The sequence below is a fragment of the Acetobacter sp. P5B1 genome (assembly GCF_018811985.1).
GTDB classification, from domain to species: domain Bacteria; phylum Pseudomonadota; class Alphaproteobacteria; order Acetobacterales; family Acetobacteraceae; genus Acetobacter; species Acetobacter cerevisiae.
Genome location: NZ_JACRVS010000041.1, coordinates 1 through 15,534 on the forward strand (window position 1 = coordinate 1; position 15,534 = coordinate 15,534).

The following is a 15,534-nucleotide window of genomic DNA, read 5'->3' on the forward strand; positions in this document are numbered from 1 at the left end:
TGGAGGGATCGAAGAACCCTTGATTGATGTGCTTGGCCGGTAATTTCTGGGTTTTGGCGATTTGATTGACGGTTTTTGCGATGGCGTCCAGTCTGCGTTTTGAGCGGATTGGGAGTTGTCTCTCGCTGGATGGCTATGCGCTCGCGTTCAATCTTTCGAGGAAGAGGAGGCGGCGCATATTGTAGACGATATTGGCGAGCCCGATCCTCATGGTGGCTCGACTGATACCGACAGTCCGGACAACCAGCCCCGTCTGTGACTTCTGATCGGCAAAGACATGCTCGACACGCGAGCGGATGACCGACTTTCCAGCATTTGATTTCTGGATATGCCGGGGCATAGGCTTGAGATGCGGCTTTTTGCGATGAACCTTGGAGACAAAGCCCTGCTTTTCCATGAAGTCTTCGTTGGCTTTTGAGCGATAGGCCGTGTCGGCCCAGACACTTGAGGCCGTATTGGTTTTATCCAAAAGCCCCTCTCTCAATCGCGCGCCATCACTGGCAGCGGCATGCGTTGTTTTCCATTTGCGGATGAACCGGTATTTCCGATCGATGGAAACATGCGATTTATAGCCAAAGAACGGGATGGCGAGATCGCTGGATGGCATGGTTCCATCATCCTGCCGCTTCGCCTTCGTGAACTTCAGTGTCCAGCGCGCATGACGATCCTTGTGCGACAGCTTTGCGGGTTTGTCCTGCCAGTCTTCAGGAATACGGCCTGCTCGCAGATCCGCTTTCTCTGCATTGGTGTTCCGCTGCTTCGGAGCCGCTACCAGCGTGGCATCCAGGATCTGGCCTGACATCGGCAAATACCCGGCGTTACGCAGGGTCGCATCAAAGCGTTTGAACAGCCCATCGATCGCACCCGCCTGGGTCAGACGCTTTTGACACAGCCAGACCGTTTTGGCATCCGGCACCCGATCTGAAAGTCCCAGCCCAAGGAAACGCATAAAGGAGAGGCGATCGTTGATCAGATATTCCGTCCGCTCATCAGACAAATTGTTGAGCGTCTGGATCACCAGGATCTTGAACATCAGCACAGGATCAAATGGCGGTCGTCCGCCCTTGCTTCCATCGGAATACGCCAGGGCCTTGTCCAGATCAGGACGGAACGCTTCAAAATCCACAGTCCGGGAAAACGCTTCGAGCTGATCGCCAAGCCCACTCAGCCGGGCAAGACGCTCTTCAACATCAAAGAAACCAGACTGCTTCATATCGCCATTCCCTCAATCAACGCAGAAGAAATAGAATCATACAGAAGACCTCAAAACCAGGGGGTTTTTAGAACCCTCCAAATGGCGGTCGTCCGCCCTTGCTTCCATCGGAATACGCCAGGGCCTTGTCCAGATCAGGACGGAACGCTTCAAAATCCACAGTCCGGGAAAACGCTTCGAGCTGATCGCCAAGCCCACTCAGCCGGGCAAGACGCTCTTCAACATCAAAGAAACCAGACTGCTTCATATCGCCATTCCCTCAATCAACGCAGAAGAAATAGAATCATACAGAAGACCTCAAAACCAGGGGGTTTTTAGAACCCTCCACCTCATGCGTCTGATCCGGGGCCCCTTCCGTCATGATCTGAATGGTTCTGGTGAACAGATTGTTCAGGAAGATCCCGGTATCCTCGGCAAAAAAGCAGAAGATGAGACGCGCCATGAAATGGTTCATGTCGTGGCGGCGTTCTTCCGTTGCCCAGTCGGGGTTTTCCTTCAGAAGTTCGACATAAAGACGGTTCAGGCGTGACGTAGCCTTAACGTCGATCGGGTTGTTCTTGATCTTCTGGACGGTCGTGATACCCGCCAGGGGCAGGAAAAACCCGAACCGATCAGCCAGATGCGTGAACACATCTGTAATATGCTCATCTTCCGTGCGGTCTTCCGCCTCAAACGTCACCCCATCCGTGGCCAACAGAAACCGCGCCTTGGCCGACTGGGTCTTGGGGTTTTCCCGGAGCAGATTCAGGGTCTGGGCAACCTGGCCTTCCGGACAGACGGCCAGATGGATGTTGTTGCGCTGGAGCACCGCTCCGGGAACGTCCGAGCGGTTATCCTTGCGAAGCCGCTTGATCGTGACATCGCGGTTTCCGAACGCTTGCAGGAACTCGAATGGAAATTCCCCGGGATTAAAAGGTGCCTCGGCAATCCGGGAGACAGCTTCTTCAATCTCAACGGGATTCATGCGAAAAATTCCATACGTTCGAAAACCAGATCATACACCTCATGCACCACCGGACACCTCCAGGAAGAGGCGGACCAGAGGTGCGTTGATATAATAATTGCTCCGTCCTGAGCGGTGCTTGGACAGCAGACCTTTCTCCGACAGCTGATCGAGATATTTCCCTGCCGTCTGACGCGCGATACTCAGGTCCGACTGGACATACTCGATTTTCGTGTAAGGGTGCCGGAACAGGTTGTTCAGCAGCTCCTGGCTGTAAATCTTGGGCAGTTCCGTGCGCATCCGCTGCTTCATGGTGGCCATCTGCGCCCACATGCCTTCAATCAGCTCCAGAGTGATCCTGGATGTCTCGGCCACGGCACGCAGCATGTAGAGGATCCACGCTTCCCATGCGCCTTCATCCCGCACCTTCTGCAACAGGCGATAATACTCATCCTTGTGCCGTGTGATGTAGCGCGACAAATAGAGGATCGGGATATCCAGAAGACCGGTCCGGGTCAGATACAACACATTCAGAATCCGCCCGACACGGCCATTCCCATCGGGGAAAGGATGGATGCTCTCAAACTGATGGTGGATCAGGGCCATCTTGATGAGCGGATCCAGATCACAGAGCCCGTCATCATTCACGAACCGCTCCAGATCCGACATATGCCGGATAATCTCCCGTCCATCCTGCGGCGGCACAAAGACCACTTCCCCCGTGCGCTCGTTCTTCAGGGCCGTTCCCGGAGTGTTTCGAAACCCATCTTCCCGCTTCTTGAGCCTCTGGAAAATCGCGATCAGCCCCTTGTTCAGGATCAGCCCGTCGGTTTCCTTCAGCAACCGAAATCCCAGATGTAAGGCATCGCGATAAAGGGCAACTTCCTTGGCCGCCATTGAGTCCGGTCCCTCAGGAAATAAATCGGCCTGAAAAAGCTCATCCTGGGTGGTGACGATATTCTCGATTTCCGAAGACGCTTTGGCTTCCTGCAAAGCCAACGTATCAATCAGGATCCCCTGATTGGGAATAGTTGCCGCCCGCCCCTTCAGTTCCGCCAGAGCCTTATTGGCCTCGACCAGCGCCCTGAGAACCGGAACCGTTTCTATGTCCGTCTGAGGCGGCAAAGGTCGAATAAGGTAGGTTGGCGTTAACATGACATCCTGACGTGGTAGCAATATGTGTTTTTTCTAACACGTCAGAATAATCCGTCAAAGAAATCCGGTTTCTTTGACATGTCATATTCTGCTGTCGGCTTTTATCCCCTGAAGACTATTCCTGCTCTGCCGAAACAATGATGACACAGGGTTTCTGAGTTTTTTCCTGACCCGATGCCGCTTTCTGGCAGGCTGCGATCCTGTCTCTGTTGGCCTCAACCAGCTGGCTGTCCTCACGTACACGTTGCCAGCCTTCAGGATTGCTGACCGCCATCATCATGGCCCCAGAGTTCCAGCGATCTTTCTCCCCAACAATAAAGGATGCCACTCGCGTCCCGACAGAAGATGGCAGGAGATACGCCAAAACAGGCGACAACCCGATCCCTGCAACAAGACAGGCAAGCCCCACCCCTAACAGCCACCAGTTCTGACGATCCTGCTGACGGGACTGACCAATGATATTGGCAAGAACCCGACGTTCCCCCTGAACCTCACCTATCGCTTTCTGAAACGCTGTCTGCATCTCCTGACTGGCAGAAATCCCGGCCTGACGAATCCCTTGCCCATACGCCTGCGGCGTCATCTTCAGCGTTGGAGTGTCCTCAATCGCCTTCATCCGCGTACTAACCACGTTCATAGCTTTTACGACGCGGGCCAGATCCTCCGTGTAATCCGGCGGCCGGTTATCCCGCCACGCCTGCGGCAACGCTTCCACGCTGCGCCGGAGCACCGTCATTTCGGCGCACAGATCCTCGAACGCACGTGCTGCTGGATCTGTCTCAGACATCAGACATCCTCCCACGGATTGAAAAAACGCACACCGACCTCACGACCGATGGCCCCCAGAAGCGATCCTAGCCGAACGGCCGCTTCTTTTTTCTGCATGTCCTCTCCAGTCACCTCGCTGAAATCAGACAACCCGTTCCAGCCCCAGATGTGTCACAAACGGATCAAAGTCCCGGTCACTGTAAAGGAGCCGATACCCGCTTACGATACATCGTGTGGCAATCAGGGTATCAATGGTTTTCCGGATGGTGATGCCTCTGGCACGCAGGTCACGGAAATATCGTGCCGCCTCGATCATGACATCACGCCCCCCGATCTCCACCAGATCCAGAGCGCCAAGCAGTCTCCGCGCCTTGTTGAAATCCCGTTCGCTCGCAAATCCCTGAAGAACTTCCGTCATCATCAGATCCCCAATGGCGACCAGTTCCTCTCCCAGCAACCGGTCCAGAGCATCAACCTGTGGCGTCACCGTACCCCTGAAAAAATCGATCCAGACCGATGAATCGACCAGAATCATACGTCGGAACGCATGGCGTCGAGATCACCCCGCCACTCCAGCCTGCCCTTCATGGAACGCAGTTGCCGCTGCTGATTCAACTTGATCAGCGTCCGCAATCCGAGTTCGACGGCTTCTTTCTTGGTTTTGACGCCAGACGCCTTCAGCGCATCTGTCATGAGGGTATCGTCAATAATGATGTTGGTTCGCATGATGTGTATCTCCAGTGAAAATTATACACATCAACATCTCCTCTCTCAAGCAGATTACATCCCCATATCCATACCGCGCGACCTGGAGCGTGAGAGGGCCTGCTTCCGCTGATGGGGATGCAACCCGTGATCAAGCGTCGATCCCTTCCGGATGCCCAGCTCGCGGCTTTTCTCCCGCAGAATGGACTCAAGCTGCGCATCCCGCTTCAGCTCCTTCAGCGCCACACCCTGCTGCTCCCGGCTCAGCCCGTCCCAGGCCTTCACAAACCGCGCTGCCCGCAGATCCGGACTCTTCCGCACCCTGTCCTCATGCTCCAGCCCCTCGACCAATTTGCGCGCCCGTGCCGGACCTTCCAGACCATATAGCGCCTGCCGGATCTCCGGCTGATGCTTCAGCGCCGCCCGCAGATCCGCCTCACCGCCACGCCGGACCCGCTCCAGATCCCGCCCGGCTTCAAAAAGCGCCTTCTTCTGATGCTCCAGCACGGGCAACTCCTGGCGCACCATGCGCTCGGCATCCACCCAGGCCCGCGCATACCGCTCCACCGCCTGCTGAAGCGGGTCACTCCCCGGTATAAACCCGTCCAGCCCGGCCGGCACCTGCTCACGCTGCACACGGGGCAGCCGCAACCCGGCAAAGGGAGATGCGGGAGCTTCACGCTCAACCCCACTCTTCCCCTTACCGGCCTCAGCCTCCATCCCGGTCAAAACGTCTTTTTCCATCTTGCGGTTTCGCCCCCGCACGGACAGGTCCAGTCCATCGAACATCCCGCGTTTTTGCTGTGCCGACGCAGGCTCTGGCATAGGCACACCTTCGACCTGCCTGTCCTGCCGGGGGCCAGAGGCGGCCTTCTCACGCTCCACCACGATCTCGCTCTCGGGGACATGCAGCCCGCGCCGACGCGCAAACCCGGCATCCCGATCCCGGACATGCGGGTAATCCAGCGTGGTGTCCTTCAGCCGCTCGCGCGACAGCCGCCGCACCAGCCCGTCAAGGTCGCCCACATCATCCCGGCCCCAATGGATGGACACGCTCTCCCGATGCCGCGACAGCGCCACATAGGCCCCGTGCCGGTCCATGCTCCCCGTCGCCAGCACATGCGCCCGATCCACCGTCACACCCTGCGATTTGTGGATGGTGGCCGCATAGCCATGATCCAGCGCGTCATAATCCGCCACCGACACGGACACGACCCGGCCACGCCCGACACCCTCCTTCCCATCGAGCTGCACCGACAGCACGAGATCCTCGGCCTCGGCCGATCCCTCGATGCCCCGCACCGTGCCTAGCGTGCCGTTCTTTACCCCCAGTTCCCGGTCATTGCGCAGGAAGTAGACCCGCTCCCCGTCCGCGAACATCCGCTCGCCCTGCGCGGTCGGCACCAGCACGTCGTCACCCAGCTCACCCGCGTCCCTGCGGATCTCGCGCGCCGCTTCGTTCAGCGCCCGCACATCGACACGCCGATGCGCCAGCATGATCTGGCTTTCTTCTGGCGCAGCCTGACGGGCTTCCTCCCACCCGGCCACCACTCCGGCCCGCGCCTCTTCCAGCGTGTCATGCCCACGCACCAGGCCAGCCGCCTCATAGCGACCCAGCGCCTCCCCCGTCCGCCCCGTCGCCAGCTCCTTCGTGGCCGCCTGCTGCCAGCCTTCACGCTGCCGGCGTACGGTGGTGATTTCCACCGACCCGACCCGCTCGGCCACCGCCCGGAACGCCCCGCCGGCCTCAATCGCCTGCAACTGCTCGGGATCACCCACCAGCACCACCTTGGCCCCGGCTTCGCGGACGACAGACAGAACCCGCTCCATCTGCCGTGACCCCACCATGCCGGCCTCGTCCACCACCAGCACGTCCCCGCGCTCCAGCAGGTCGAACCCACGCTCCCACGCCCGCTCCAGGGACGCCAGCGTCCGGCTCTCAATCCCACACCCCGCTTCCAGCCCTTCCGCCGCGATCCCCGACAGCGCCGCCCCGCGCACCCGGTACCCGGCCTCTTCCCATGCCGCACGGGCCACACCCAGCATGGTGCTCTTCCCCGTCCCGGCATACCCGACCACCACGGACAGGTCGCGGGACTTCGTGACCTCGCCCACCGCCAGCGCCTGCTCCTCCCCAAGACCGGAATGCTGCATCGCTGCCCGACGCACCGCCAGCGGCACCGCATGCCCCTGAGACTGCCCCATCGCGAGCGACGCTTCTTCCAGACGCTGCTCGACCCCGATCATCGCGCGCGTGGAGAACCGCTCCCGCCCATGCCCGTCCTTCCCGAGAGCGACCAGCTCCGGACATGCCTCCACCCGAACCATGACGGCCGTAAACTGTTCAGCGTCCACCGTCTGCCGGTCCACAAACCGCGCCATGTCCTGCCGGGTAAATGTGCTCTGCTGCTGGGTCAGCGCCTCCAGCGCCACATGCGGCTCGGCCAGCAACCTTTCCCCATTGCGTCGCGCGATCTCCAGATGATCAGCGACCCGTTCCGCATCCTCGCCCCGCTCTTCCCGGCGCATCCCAGCCGGACCGATTTTGTTCTGCGGCTCAAGGTCGATCCCCTGTGCCGCGAACGACCGATGATCGATCCGCACGTCTAGGTCCAGTTCGGCCAGCCGTTCATTGGCAAGTGACGCCCATCGCTCCCGCCATGTCAGCAGGAGTTCCTTGTCATTCCACGAGCGTTCTTTCGCACCAAACCCGTTCTCATCCACAGACCGCGTGGACAGCATCACATGGGCATGCGGCTTCGCCAGCCCGTCTTCGCCGATGTCCCAATGCACATTGAGATCGGCCACCATGCCGCGTTCCACGAACTGCTCCCGCACGAAATCCCGCGCCAGCGCGATCCCCTGCGCCTGGGTCATTTCGCGCGGGATTGAAAACTCCACTTCGCGGGCGAGCTGGGCATCCTTACGTTTCTCGATCGCCTCGACCTCGTTCCATAAGGTCGCACGGTCGAGAAACCGTTCCGGTGCGCCATCGGGCAGCAGGATCTCGGAATGCACCACGCCGCTCTTGTTGGAAAAGTCATGATCACGATCCAGACGCACATCATGCAGGCGGCATGCCGCGCGATAGGCCGCCGCTGCCACGGCGCTCCGGCCGGTGGCGCGGCTGATGACCTTTGCATGCAGATGATAGATCGCCATGAACGCGATCCTATCACACTACTTAAGCGCACGTCACGCAGTGACGTATAAGCGCGCACTCACATTTTATTGCGCCATAAAGGTTGATTACTCTGGATGAGTGACGCGGTTCTCGGCTGTGTGATAGAGTATGGCACAAACCAGCAGAACAGGGGACCAAAAATGCGCAAACCACGGGACATTGATGCGGAACTGAAGGCGCTTCAGGAAAAGGCGAAGCAGCTTAAGGCGCAACGGACCATCCAGCTCGGTGAACTGGTCGAGGTGACGGGAGCCGATACCCTGTCGATTGAGGCGCTGGCCGGGGTACTGCTTGCGGCTGTCGAACAGGCTGACGGCAAACCCGAAGCCGTTGCGAGGTGGACCGAACGCGGGGAATCTTTCTTTCAGACAGGCGGGAAAAAGGGCAACCGGAAAGGAAATGGACACGATCAGAACGGAGCTTCTGGCGCTTGAAAGACGAATCAGGAAGCAGGAAGCCCTGATCCATCGCCATCAGGCACGAAAGGCACGCACCGACATGCGCGACTGGGCAAAGGCGCGACGGGAACGCACCCGTCATCTGATCGAACTGGGCGGCCTGGTCCAGAAGGCGGGACTGGTTGATCTGACCGATGATGACCGCGCCACCCTGCTCGGAGCCTTTCTGGATATTGCGGGGCAGCTTCAGGGGGGAAATGAGACCACCCCGGACGACCTGAAAACACGCTGGAGGCGCGCGGGGCTTCATGCCTTCGACAGGGACAGGGAACATGACTGATTGCAAAACACGATCATCCGAAACGGACAGATTGTAATCTCGGCCACAGAACAATTTGACGGCCTGGAAACTGACCGCCACAAACACTTCAAGAGGATACCTAATGGCTCCAGAATACCCTTCTCCAGAATGGTTTTCTGATACAATCAACCGTCATCAATGGATGTGGAATCTGAATGCCCGGTTTGTTTCACAGGCAGCAAAGCGTATGACCGATACGGACGCTCTAGTCTTGCTCAATGAGGCGGTCAATCTGGAAATAGCGGAAACGGCTGCCAACCTTCTTCGGGAAGGTGTGCCAGAAAAAATTGTCGCTGATTTCGTTATAGCTTACAGTCAGACACAACGAGCAGAATTGCTGGATAATGTCTGCGATTACGCATGGCGGATTTCTGCCCCTGTCGCTGCCACGAAACACGAGGCGATGAAGACATGACCATGACGGACCTTTCCGACGAACGGGCTGCCAAAAGGGATGCAATCCGCAAGGCACGCAACAGCACGAAACCCACTGTCCCGGCCGATCAGGTTCTTGCTCTTCTGGACGCCGATCTGGCCCGGATTCAGGCGGCCATTGACACCCTCCCTACGCCTCGCCCCACGGATTGATGAGGGTGTTGGTGTCGTGAACGATCCCCCCCGAAATCCACGTCCCTGATGGCCTCGTGGAACGCGGGAACGATCCCTCATTCCCGCGCTGAAGATTACCAGTAATATTCGTGGGGTCGCCGGGTGCCGGTATACGGAAAGACCGCCTCGACAGGATCGAGGTCGCCCTTGATGATCAGGCGGGCAACATGCCTGTCATGATGACGGCCAGGACGGATATCGTGCAGATGACTGTACCAGTTGGGAGATTCAGAGGCTTCACGTGAGCCTCCATAGCCACAGCGATCCGGCTGGTTAGCCCAGCGATGATTGCGACCGTATTTGCGGCTGTGATGATAGGTGCGAGACATGGGAGCTTCCCCTCCATGACGCGCGGAGTGATTTCCGAGCGTACCTACATCGCCCGATCTCCTCTGTTCTGGTCGGAATATACTTTACCGCGTCTGTGCGACATCGGTCTCCAGCAGGGACGCCGGCAGGCGCATGTTGAGGGCAGCCGCCTTGGGTTCGATCTCAAAGCGCATGGGCTTGAAACCGGACAGGTCATACCGGGTCAGATCGACGGTCGCGACGAAATCCTCGGCCGCTTCGTCACTGTGCAGCGAGGGCATGGACCTATTTTTGTAGCTCATACTGGTCGATCTCCTTCAGACTGCTTCGATCGGGCCTGGATAAGCCTTTACCAGCGGATCATGGGTCAGCAGAAGCAATCCTTCCACCGTGGCCTGTGCCACAAGGATCCGATCAAAGGGATCCCGATGCACATCTGGCAGTTGTCCGACTGCCAAGGCGTGCTGGCTGGTGATCGGTAACTCCTCATAACCGTTTTCGATCAGACCGCGTCGCAGCAGATGAGGATCGACCTGGAAGTCTGCCCGTCCCAGCCCGGTCTTAATGGTGATCTCCCAGAGACTGGCCGCACTGAAGACCAGATCATTGCCCGGATCTTCCATCAGGGTTCTCGCCCGTGCTGACAGCTTATCTGGCTCTCCGGCTGCCCAGAGCAGCAGATGGGTATCCAGAAGAAGCCTCATGCCGGACCGTCGAACAGAGACACAATATCGTCCTGTCCCATGCGATCAAAATCTTCGGGCACCCGGATTTTTCCAGCAAGAAACCCCAGACGCCGTTGCTGTAACTCTTCAGGAGCCGTAATCGGGCTGACCCGCACCATCGGCCGGCCGGCTTTGGCAATGATGAAGCTTTCCCCTTTCATGGCCGCGTCAATCAGCCGGGACAGATGGGTCTTGGCTTCGTGGATGTTGACCGTGCGCATGGCGAAAGCCTCCTGAGTTTACTCAAAAAAAAGACTTAGCCATATTAGTCTGGTCCATCAAGACAAATGTCGCCAGAACCACCTCAGGAAACGAAAAAAGCACACTCATCGCGTTCCTCGTTTACCGTCATACCCTTTCGGATGCGACATTGGCGGTCAGGAATGCCGCATAGCCCAGTTCGTCCATCTGACCTGCCGCCAGCGCGAGAACCGCATTTGCTGCATCTTCCTGGGCTGCCGTGAAACGATAGCCGTTCAGTTCCAGAAACAGCACACCGAGCACAAAGCCCGTACGCTTGTTCCCGTCGATGAAAGGATGGTTTTTGACGATACCCGCCGTATAGACGGCCGCCAGATGCACTGGATCCAGCGGATCCGCATAAGCCGCATGCTGCTGTGGCCGGGCAAGCGCGGATTTCAGAAGACCTGCATCCCGTACGCCGGAAGCGCCACCATGCACCCCCAACAGCCGATCATGCAGGATCAGGGTATCCCGTTCGTCTATCCAGACGAAGGCTGTCATTGAGCCAGAACATGCAGCGTATCACGGTAACGCCGCATAATATCTTCAGCCTTTGTCATTTTGGTTTCGAAGTCAGGATCATAGGGCACGAGCCGATATCCGCCTTCTGGTGCTTCGGTCAGATACAGGGGCGCGCCATCCTGGGTGTTCAGCCGTGAGATCACTTCCTTGGGTAGTACGACCCCGAGTGAGTTTCCGAATTTTCGCACTTTCAGCTCGACCATAGTGAATCCCCTCAATGTTATTACCAATGTAATAACTGTTTGCGGTTTCAGCAACCATCATGCATTTTTCTGACGTGCTCAGGCGAATAGGCAATGGCCAGCCTATCAAGCCCCGCAGGGCACTATGGATGGCCGCACAGGCCACAACACCCGTTACAGACACCCAAACAGCCACCACATCTGATAACGCCTGTACGGCCATCCTATGGCGTCTAGCGGGCATGTTGCGACACGTGAGCTGCTGAATGATCGCCTGAACTCCGATGTGTCTTGAGCAGTTTATGGTTTTGCCCGGTTCTTCTGATGTTGCAGGCGTTGGGTGAGCGCTGAACGGGAGAGCCCCGTAGGGCGTCGAAGGCGCCAACGTGGATGAGGAAGGTGCTCTGGTGGAGAGACGATGCGTTTCCGCATCGTCAGATCATGACTTTGCGCCGTAGGCGTGTCCGTTCAGTGCAGGCCCAAAGGGCCGAGCAGGGGGATGCCGGGGGGGAGATCGCGCTATGCGCGATTGGGGCGGCCGTAGGCCGCGAGCCGGCGGGGGCGGAGCCCCCAAGAGGCGGTGTTTGGGTTCAATTTGGTTGGAAATTTTTGAGGTTTGTGAGTTATCCACAGATCAAATGGTTAGAGAGGTGTTAAATAGGTGTTAGATTCTGTGTTAAGCGATTCTAGCATCCACTTAACACATTGATATAAAAACGGAATTTTTGGTTTTTTTCTCGGTTTGGTATTTAAAACCCCGAATCTCGGTATTTAAAACCCCGAATCTCGGTATTTAAAACCCCGAATCTCGGTTTCGGTATTTAAAACCCCGAATCACTTGACGCAGGTATTTAAAACCCCGAACTTTAGGCATGGTATCTGAACCCCCGAATCTGCCTGTTGTTCATGAGGCCCTCCTGCCGGAGCGTCATCCGCAGCATGACTTATTCATCTGCGACGTGGCAGATGCCGTGCTTAAGGACGTGATGCCGCAAATGGAGCATCCGTTCTATTCCCTGTCGAAAAAACCCGAAACTTCCGTTCGTCGCTATGAACATAACGGGCAATGGCTGGAAATCACGCCAAGCGTGAAGGGTCTTGCTACAATCTACGATAAGGATATTCTGATTTACTGTATTTCGCAGATCATGGCGAAACTAAAGGCCGGGGAAAAAGTATCGCAACGGGTGAGGATCAGCAGCCGCGACTTACTCATCTTCACCAATCGCGGAACGGCAGGTAAGGACTACAAAGCCCTCATCGAAGCCCTCGACCGCCTTGAAGGCACACGTATCCGCACTAACATTGTTACAGGCGACGAAGAACAGGTGGACGGTTTTGGCCTGATCGACGCTTCATCCATCCGCCGCAAACTTGGCCTCGACGGTCGCCTATTGCATTGCGAGATCAAGCTGTCGGATTGGGTCTTTAACGCAATTAAGAGCAATGATGTTCTGACACTGCATCGTGATTATTTCCGGCTACGCAAACCGCTGGAACGACGCGTTTATGAACTCGCTCGCAAACATTGCGGTCAGCAAGCGGTATGGAAAGCCTCTCTTGAGATCCTACTGAAAAAATCAGGCTCTCAAAGCCCAGAAAAATTATTCCGACAGATGATAAAGAACCTCGCTGCAAGCGATCATCTACCGGATTACCGTGTCGAATTCGATTCTCAGAAAGACATGGTAACATTCATCAATCGCGGCACAATGAAAGCTGCCGAGCCAGCAGCCGAGGCTTGGATGGGTGCGCTCGATCCTGATATTTACGGGGATGCTCGGAACATCGCGCCAGGGTGGGATGTGCATCATCTCGAAAGAGAATGGCGCATGTGGCTGGGTGATAACGAGATCGCTCCGAAGAACCCTGAGCGGCATTTCATCAAATTCTGCGAGACGTGGTTTGCTAAGCGTGGTCAACCCTGATTGTACAAATATACGAGCATAATCTATCTAAATAGATAATCAGCGCTCTCCAAAAGGATGACGACCGTGCTTACGCATCAAGTCATCAATGGCCTCCCCGATCAAACCCTGAATAGTTGTATCAGTATCAAGCGCAAGTTGATGTAGTCCTTTGCTAACTGCTGGAGAAAAATACCCCACCACAGCCCGCTTACCTTCTCTCGGATTACGTGAGCGGGCTTTCTCTACCACCGTTTGCGCTGTCGGTTCCACAACCGATGGCGCGACCGTCTTTTTGAGACCAGCAAACCGACTCATGCCGTATATCCTCAACTTAGAAAATTGCTAACGCGTTTTTGTGTCATCTTGTTTGTGTGATGGCATGTTAACTTGATCACACACCCAATTCCACAACAGTGCTATATCAGCAGCAGCCTTGCTTTCCGGCTCTGCTTCCTGCGCGGTACGACCGGAACCAACGCTATGATGAAAAACTGCACGCTCAGGCAAAACAACAGGAGCAACAGGGATACCAAATTGCGCCACAACCTCGGCCGCCTCCTTATAAACTTGGGGCGCACGAGGAGGACCCGCAGTAAAAATCACGAAGGCAGGTTTGCCACTGGCTCGCACAAGTTCCGCCGTTGTTCTAACAGCGTCCATATCGAAAGCACGTGGTCTGCATGGAATTAACAAGAAATCAGCGACACGACACGCCTCACGCGCCATAATATCGGCATGTGGGGGGGTATCTATTATCGATAGTTCTGCGCCCAGTTCGGACGCTTGTTCCAGCTTTCTTGATAACAAGGCGTGCGCCGCACAATCCACCACATCAGGCTCGACATCCCCCCGCCATGCTTTCCATGAACTTGCAGTCGCTTGGGGATCGGTATCGAGGATCAGAGAAACGTATCCAGCGGCACTGGCACTAGTAGCCAAGTGTAGGGCAAGCGTCGTCTTCCCAGCGCCTCCCTTCTGACTAATGATCGCGATTGTTTTCATGTCGCCATGTTTCTGTGTTAACACATTAACAAATTACCATGTTATTTTGATAACTCAATATCTTCCTCAAAAAAATCGACGATCTAATCGAACCCAATATTCCGCATGTCTCAGACCGATGCCGTTAGCACCCATATAATGCTATCATGTTTATGTGTTAACACATAAACACAGTGACGTGTTATCTTTCCCGCTGCACAATGGCAGCGACAGTGTTCTTGCTGATTCCCAGATCGCGGGCGATCCACCGATAACTCCGCTTTTCGGCCACTAACGCCAGAACCTTCGGAGCCAGACGATCAGACTTCGGCCGCTCTCCTTTCTGTCGACCGAGAACCTTCCCTCGCGCCCTGGCGGCGGCCAGACCGGACTTCACCCGCTCGCTGATCAGATCCCGCTCGAACTCTGCAATCCCGGCCAGAACCGTCGCCAGCATCCGTCCATGTGGTGTTGCCAGATCGAACGTCATCCCCGTTATGGCGATCAGGGAAACACGATAGCTCTCCAGCTCCTGAAGCGTGGAGATGAGATCAATGGTCGAACGCCCCCAGCGGGACAGCTCCGTCACCAGAATGGCGTCAATTTTACGGGCCTGGGCCAGTGCCATGACCTTTCGACGCTCGGCCCGATCCACTCGAACGCCAGAGCCGGTCTCCATGAAAACGTCCAGCACTTCATAGCCCGCACGTTCAGCAAACCGCTTCAGCTCGTCCTTCTGGCGCACGCAGGACTGATCGGCCGTGGAAACCCGGCAATAGATGACCGCGCGCTGTCCCATTTGAACCCTCCCGGAAAAACCACCATGCAGGCCTTGATACACCGTGGCTCCGGGTTGTCCCAATCTGACTATAGTCTGATTGGGACAAACTAATTTGAATGGAAGAAATGGGGGATTGCGGACCATCCGATTTGGAGCGTGGGTCAGATATTTTTAATTATTGTCTCACTACCAAAGGAATGTCAGGCTCATCAAATATGGAGCGTCAACGTAGGGGAAAGAAATGAGACGCGATATGGATTTAGTTCGCCAATTACTTCTGAAGCTGGAAGGCATTGAGAGCCCTTTTGGAAATTCACGGATGAGCGTTTCGGCGTAGCATGAGGCTTCCCATGGCGATGTGGATCATGGCCTCTGCGACGTCGATCCGCTGTTCGTAGTCCTTCACAAGGCGACGCCAGCGGATCATCCAACCGAAGGTCCGTTCCACAACCCACCGACGCGGCAGGATTTCAAACCCTTTTGCTGTCTCTGACCGCCGGATGATCTCGACTGTGAAGTCGAGAAAAGTGGCCTTATCCATCAAC

The 15,534-nt window shown here is 56.5% G+C and carries 21 protein-coding genes and 2 pseudogenes; 5 read left to right on the forward strand and 18 right to left on the reverse strand.

The annotated features are described in order from the left end of the window. Nucleotides 1-133 precede the first annotated feature (133 nt). The 8 genes and pseudogenes from KP703_RS14475 to traA all read right to left on the reverse strand — a co-directional run bounded on the left by KP703_RS14475 (nt 134) and on the right by traA (nt 7,946). A complete protein-coding gene (locus tag KP703_RS14475; RefSeq protein ID WP_215755444.1) occupies nt 134-1,213 on the reverse strand; it encodes an IS5 family transposase in 1,080 nt (359 codons plus the stop codon). A 79-nt stretch (nt 1,214-1,292) separates the two neighbouring features. Beyond that, nucleotides 1,293-1,460 (reverse strand): annotated as a pseudogene (locus KP703_RS14480) (IS5/IS1182 family transposase); the annotation flags it as partial. 78 nt (nt 1,461-1,538) lie between these two features. Beyond that, nucleotides 1,539-2,177 (reverse strand): annotated as a pseudogene (locus tag KP703_RS14485) (type IIL restriction-modification enzyme MmeI); the annotation flags it as partial. A gap of 39 nt (nt 2,178-2,216) precedes the next feature. Next, complete coding sequence (locus tag KP703_RS14490) at nt 2,217-3,311, reverse strand: Fic family protein (protein WP_215755445.1); 1,095 nt, start codon at nt 3,309-3,311, stop codon at nt 2,217-2,219. A 115-nt stretch (nt 3,312-3,426) separates the two neighbouring features. Then, nucleotides 3,427-4,098: a DUF6118 family protein gene (locus tag KP703_RS14495; RefSeq protein ID WP_124307152.1), complete on the reverse strand. Its 672-nt coding sequence runs from the start codon at nt 4,096-4,098 to the stop codon at nt 3,427-3,429. A gap of 123 nt (nt 4,099-4,221) precedes the next feature. Further along, entirely contained in the window at nt 4,222-4,614 is a 393-nt protein-coding gene (locus tag KP703_RS14500) for a PIN domain nuclease (RefSeq protein ID WP_048848569.1), read from the reverse strand. Further along, complete coding sequence (locus tag KP703_RS14505) at nt 4,611-4,805, reverse strand: type II toxin-antitoxin system VapB family antitoxin (RefSeq protein WP_010516209.1); 195 nt, start codon at nt 4,803-4,805, stop codon at nt 4,611-4,613. Before KP703_RS14505 ends, KP703_RS14500 begins: the two co-directional genes overlap by 4 nt. Before the next feature lie 54 nt (nt 4,806-4,859). Then, nucleotides 4,860-7,946: a Ti-type conjugative transfer relaxase TraA gene (traA, locus tag KP703_RS14510; protein WP_215755446.1), complete on the reverse strand. Its 3,087-nt coding sequence runs from the start codon at nt 7,944-7,946 to the stop codon at nt 4,860-4,862. Nucleotides 7,947-8,042: 96 nt separating this feature from the next. Here traA and KP703_RS14515 point away from each other — a divergent pair, with 96 nt between their 5' ends. The 4 genes from KP703_RS14515 to KP703_RS14530 all read left to right on the forward strand — a co-directional run bounded on the left by KP703_RS14515 (nt 8,043) and on the right by KP703_RS14530 (nt 9,315). Next, entirely contained in the window at nt 8,043-8,402 is a 360-nt protein-coding gene (locus tag KP703_RS14515; RefSeq protein ID WP_215755447.1) for a conjugal transfer protein TraD, read from the forward strand. Nucleotides 8,403-8,466: 64 nt separating this feature from the next. Next, a complete protein-coding gene (locus KP703_RS14520; protein ID WP_215755451.1) occupies nt 8,467-8,706 on the forward strand; it encodes a conjugal transfer protein TraD in 240 nt (79 codons plus the stop codon). Between the two features lie 103 nt (nt 8,707-8,809). Continuing rightward, entirely contained in the window at nt 8,810-9,142 is a 333-nt protein-coding gene (locus KP703_RS14525) for a hypothetical protein (protein ID WP_215755448.1), read from the forward strand. A 2-nt stretch (nt 9,143-9,144) separates the two neighbouring features. Next, nucleotides 9,145-9,315, forward strand: coding sequence for a hypothetical protein (locus KP703_RS14530; RefSeq protein ID WP_162531351.1), 171 nt, complete (start codon nt 9,145-9,147; stop codon nt 9,313-9,315). Between the two features lie 95 nt (nt 9,316-9,410). On the opposite strand, the gene KP703_RS14535 is transcribed toward KP703_RS14530, so the two are convergent. The 6 genes from KP703_RS14535 to KP703_RS14560 form a co-directional block, all read right to left on the reverse strand. Beyond that, nucleotides 9,411-9,665, reverse strand: a complete 255-nt coding sequence (locus KP703_RS14535; RefSeq protein WP_012813384.1) for a hypothetical protein — start codon at nt 9,663-9,665, stop codon at nt 9,411-9,413. Nucleotides 9,666-9,749: 84 nt separating this feature from the next. Continuing rightward, nucleotides 9,750-9,926 (reverse strand): CopG family antitoxin, encoded by a 177-nt coding sequence (locus KP703_RS14540; protein WP_018308598.1) that lies wholly within the window; start codon nt 9,924-9,926, stop codon nt 9,750-9,752. Nucleotides 9,927-9,962: 36 nt separating this feature from the next. Further along, nucleotides 9,963-10,349 carry a type II toxin-antitoxin system VapC family toxin gene (locus KP703_RS14545; RefSeq protein ID WP_012813382.1) on the reverse strand — a complete coding sequence of 129 codons (387 nt, stop codon included), beginning with the start codon at nt 10,347-10,349 and terminating at the stop codon, nt 9,963-9,965. Further along, entirely contained in the window at nt 10,346-10,591 is a 246-nt protein-coding gene (locus tag KP703_RS14550; protein WP_006560453.1) for a type II toxin-antitoxin system Phd/YefM family antitoxin, read from the reverse strand. Before KP703_RS14550 ends, KP703_RS14545 begins: the two co-directional genes overlap by 4 nt. 127 nt (nt 10,592-10,718) lie before the next feature. Further along, entirely contained in the window at nt 10,719-11,114 is a 396-nt protein-coding gene (locus KP703_RS14555; RefSeq protein WP_010665988.1) for a type II toxin-antitoxin system death-on-curing family toxin, read from the reverse strand. Continuing rightward, nucleotides 11,111-11,338: an AbrB/MazE/SpoVT family DNA-binding domain-containing protein gene (locus tag KP703_RS14560; protein ID WP_014106734.1), complete on the reverse strand. Its 228-nt coding sequence runs from the start codon at nt 11,336-11,338 to the stop codon at nt 11,111-11,113. The genes KP703_RS14555 and KP703_RS14560 overlap by 4 nt, the downstream gene beginning before the upstream one ends. A gap of 851 nt (nt 11,339-12,189) precedes the next feature. Here KP703_RS14560 and KP703_RS14565 point away from each other — a divergent pair. Beyond that, nucleotides 12,190-13,245 (forward strand): replication initiator protein A, encoded by a 1,056-nt coding sequence (locus KP703_RS14565; RefSeq protein WP_215755449.1) that lies wholly within the window; start codon nt 12,190-12,192, stop codon nt 13,243-13,245. Nucleotides 13,246-13,284: 39 nt separating this feature from the next. On the opposite strand, the gene KP703_RS14570 is transcribed toward KP703_RS14565, so the two are convergent. From KP703_RS14570 to KP703_RS14585, 4 genes are all read right to left on the reverse strand, one after another. After that, on the reverse strand, nt 13,285-13,542 hold the full coding sequence (locus tag KP703_RS14570) for a ribbon-helix-helix domain-containing protein (protein ID WP_215755450.1): 258 nt from the start codon (nt 13,540-13,542) through the stop codon (nt 13,285-13,287). A gap of 27 nt (nt 13,543-13,569) precedes the next feature. Further along, a complete protein-coding gene (gene parA, locus KP703_RS14575) occupies nt 13,570-14,229 on the reverse strand; it encodes a ParA family partition ATPase (protein ID WP_010666790.1) in 660 nt (219 codons plus the stop codon). 181 nt (nt 14,230-14,410) lie between these two features. Beyond that, entirely contained in the window at nt 14,411-15,007 is a 597-nt protein-coding gene (locus KP703_RS14580) for a recombinase family protein (RefSeq protein ID WP_061507486.1), read from the reverse strand. Between the two features lie 295 nt (nt 15,008-15,302). Beyond that, nucleotides 15,303-15,534, reverse strand: a 232-nt coding sequence (locus KP703_RS14585) for a transposase (protein WP_215754968.1), incomplete at its 5' end; no start/stop codon positions are given.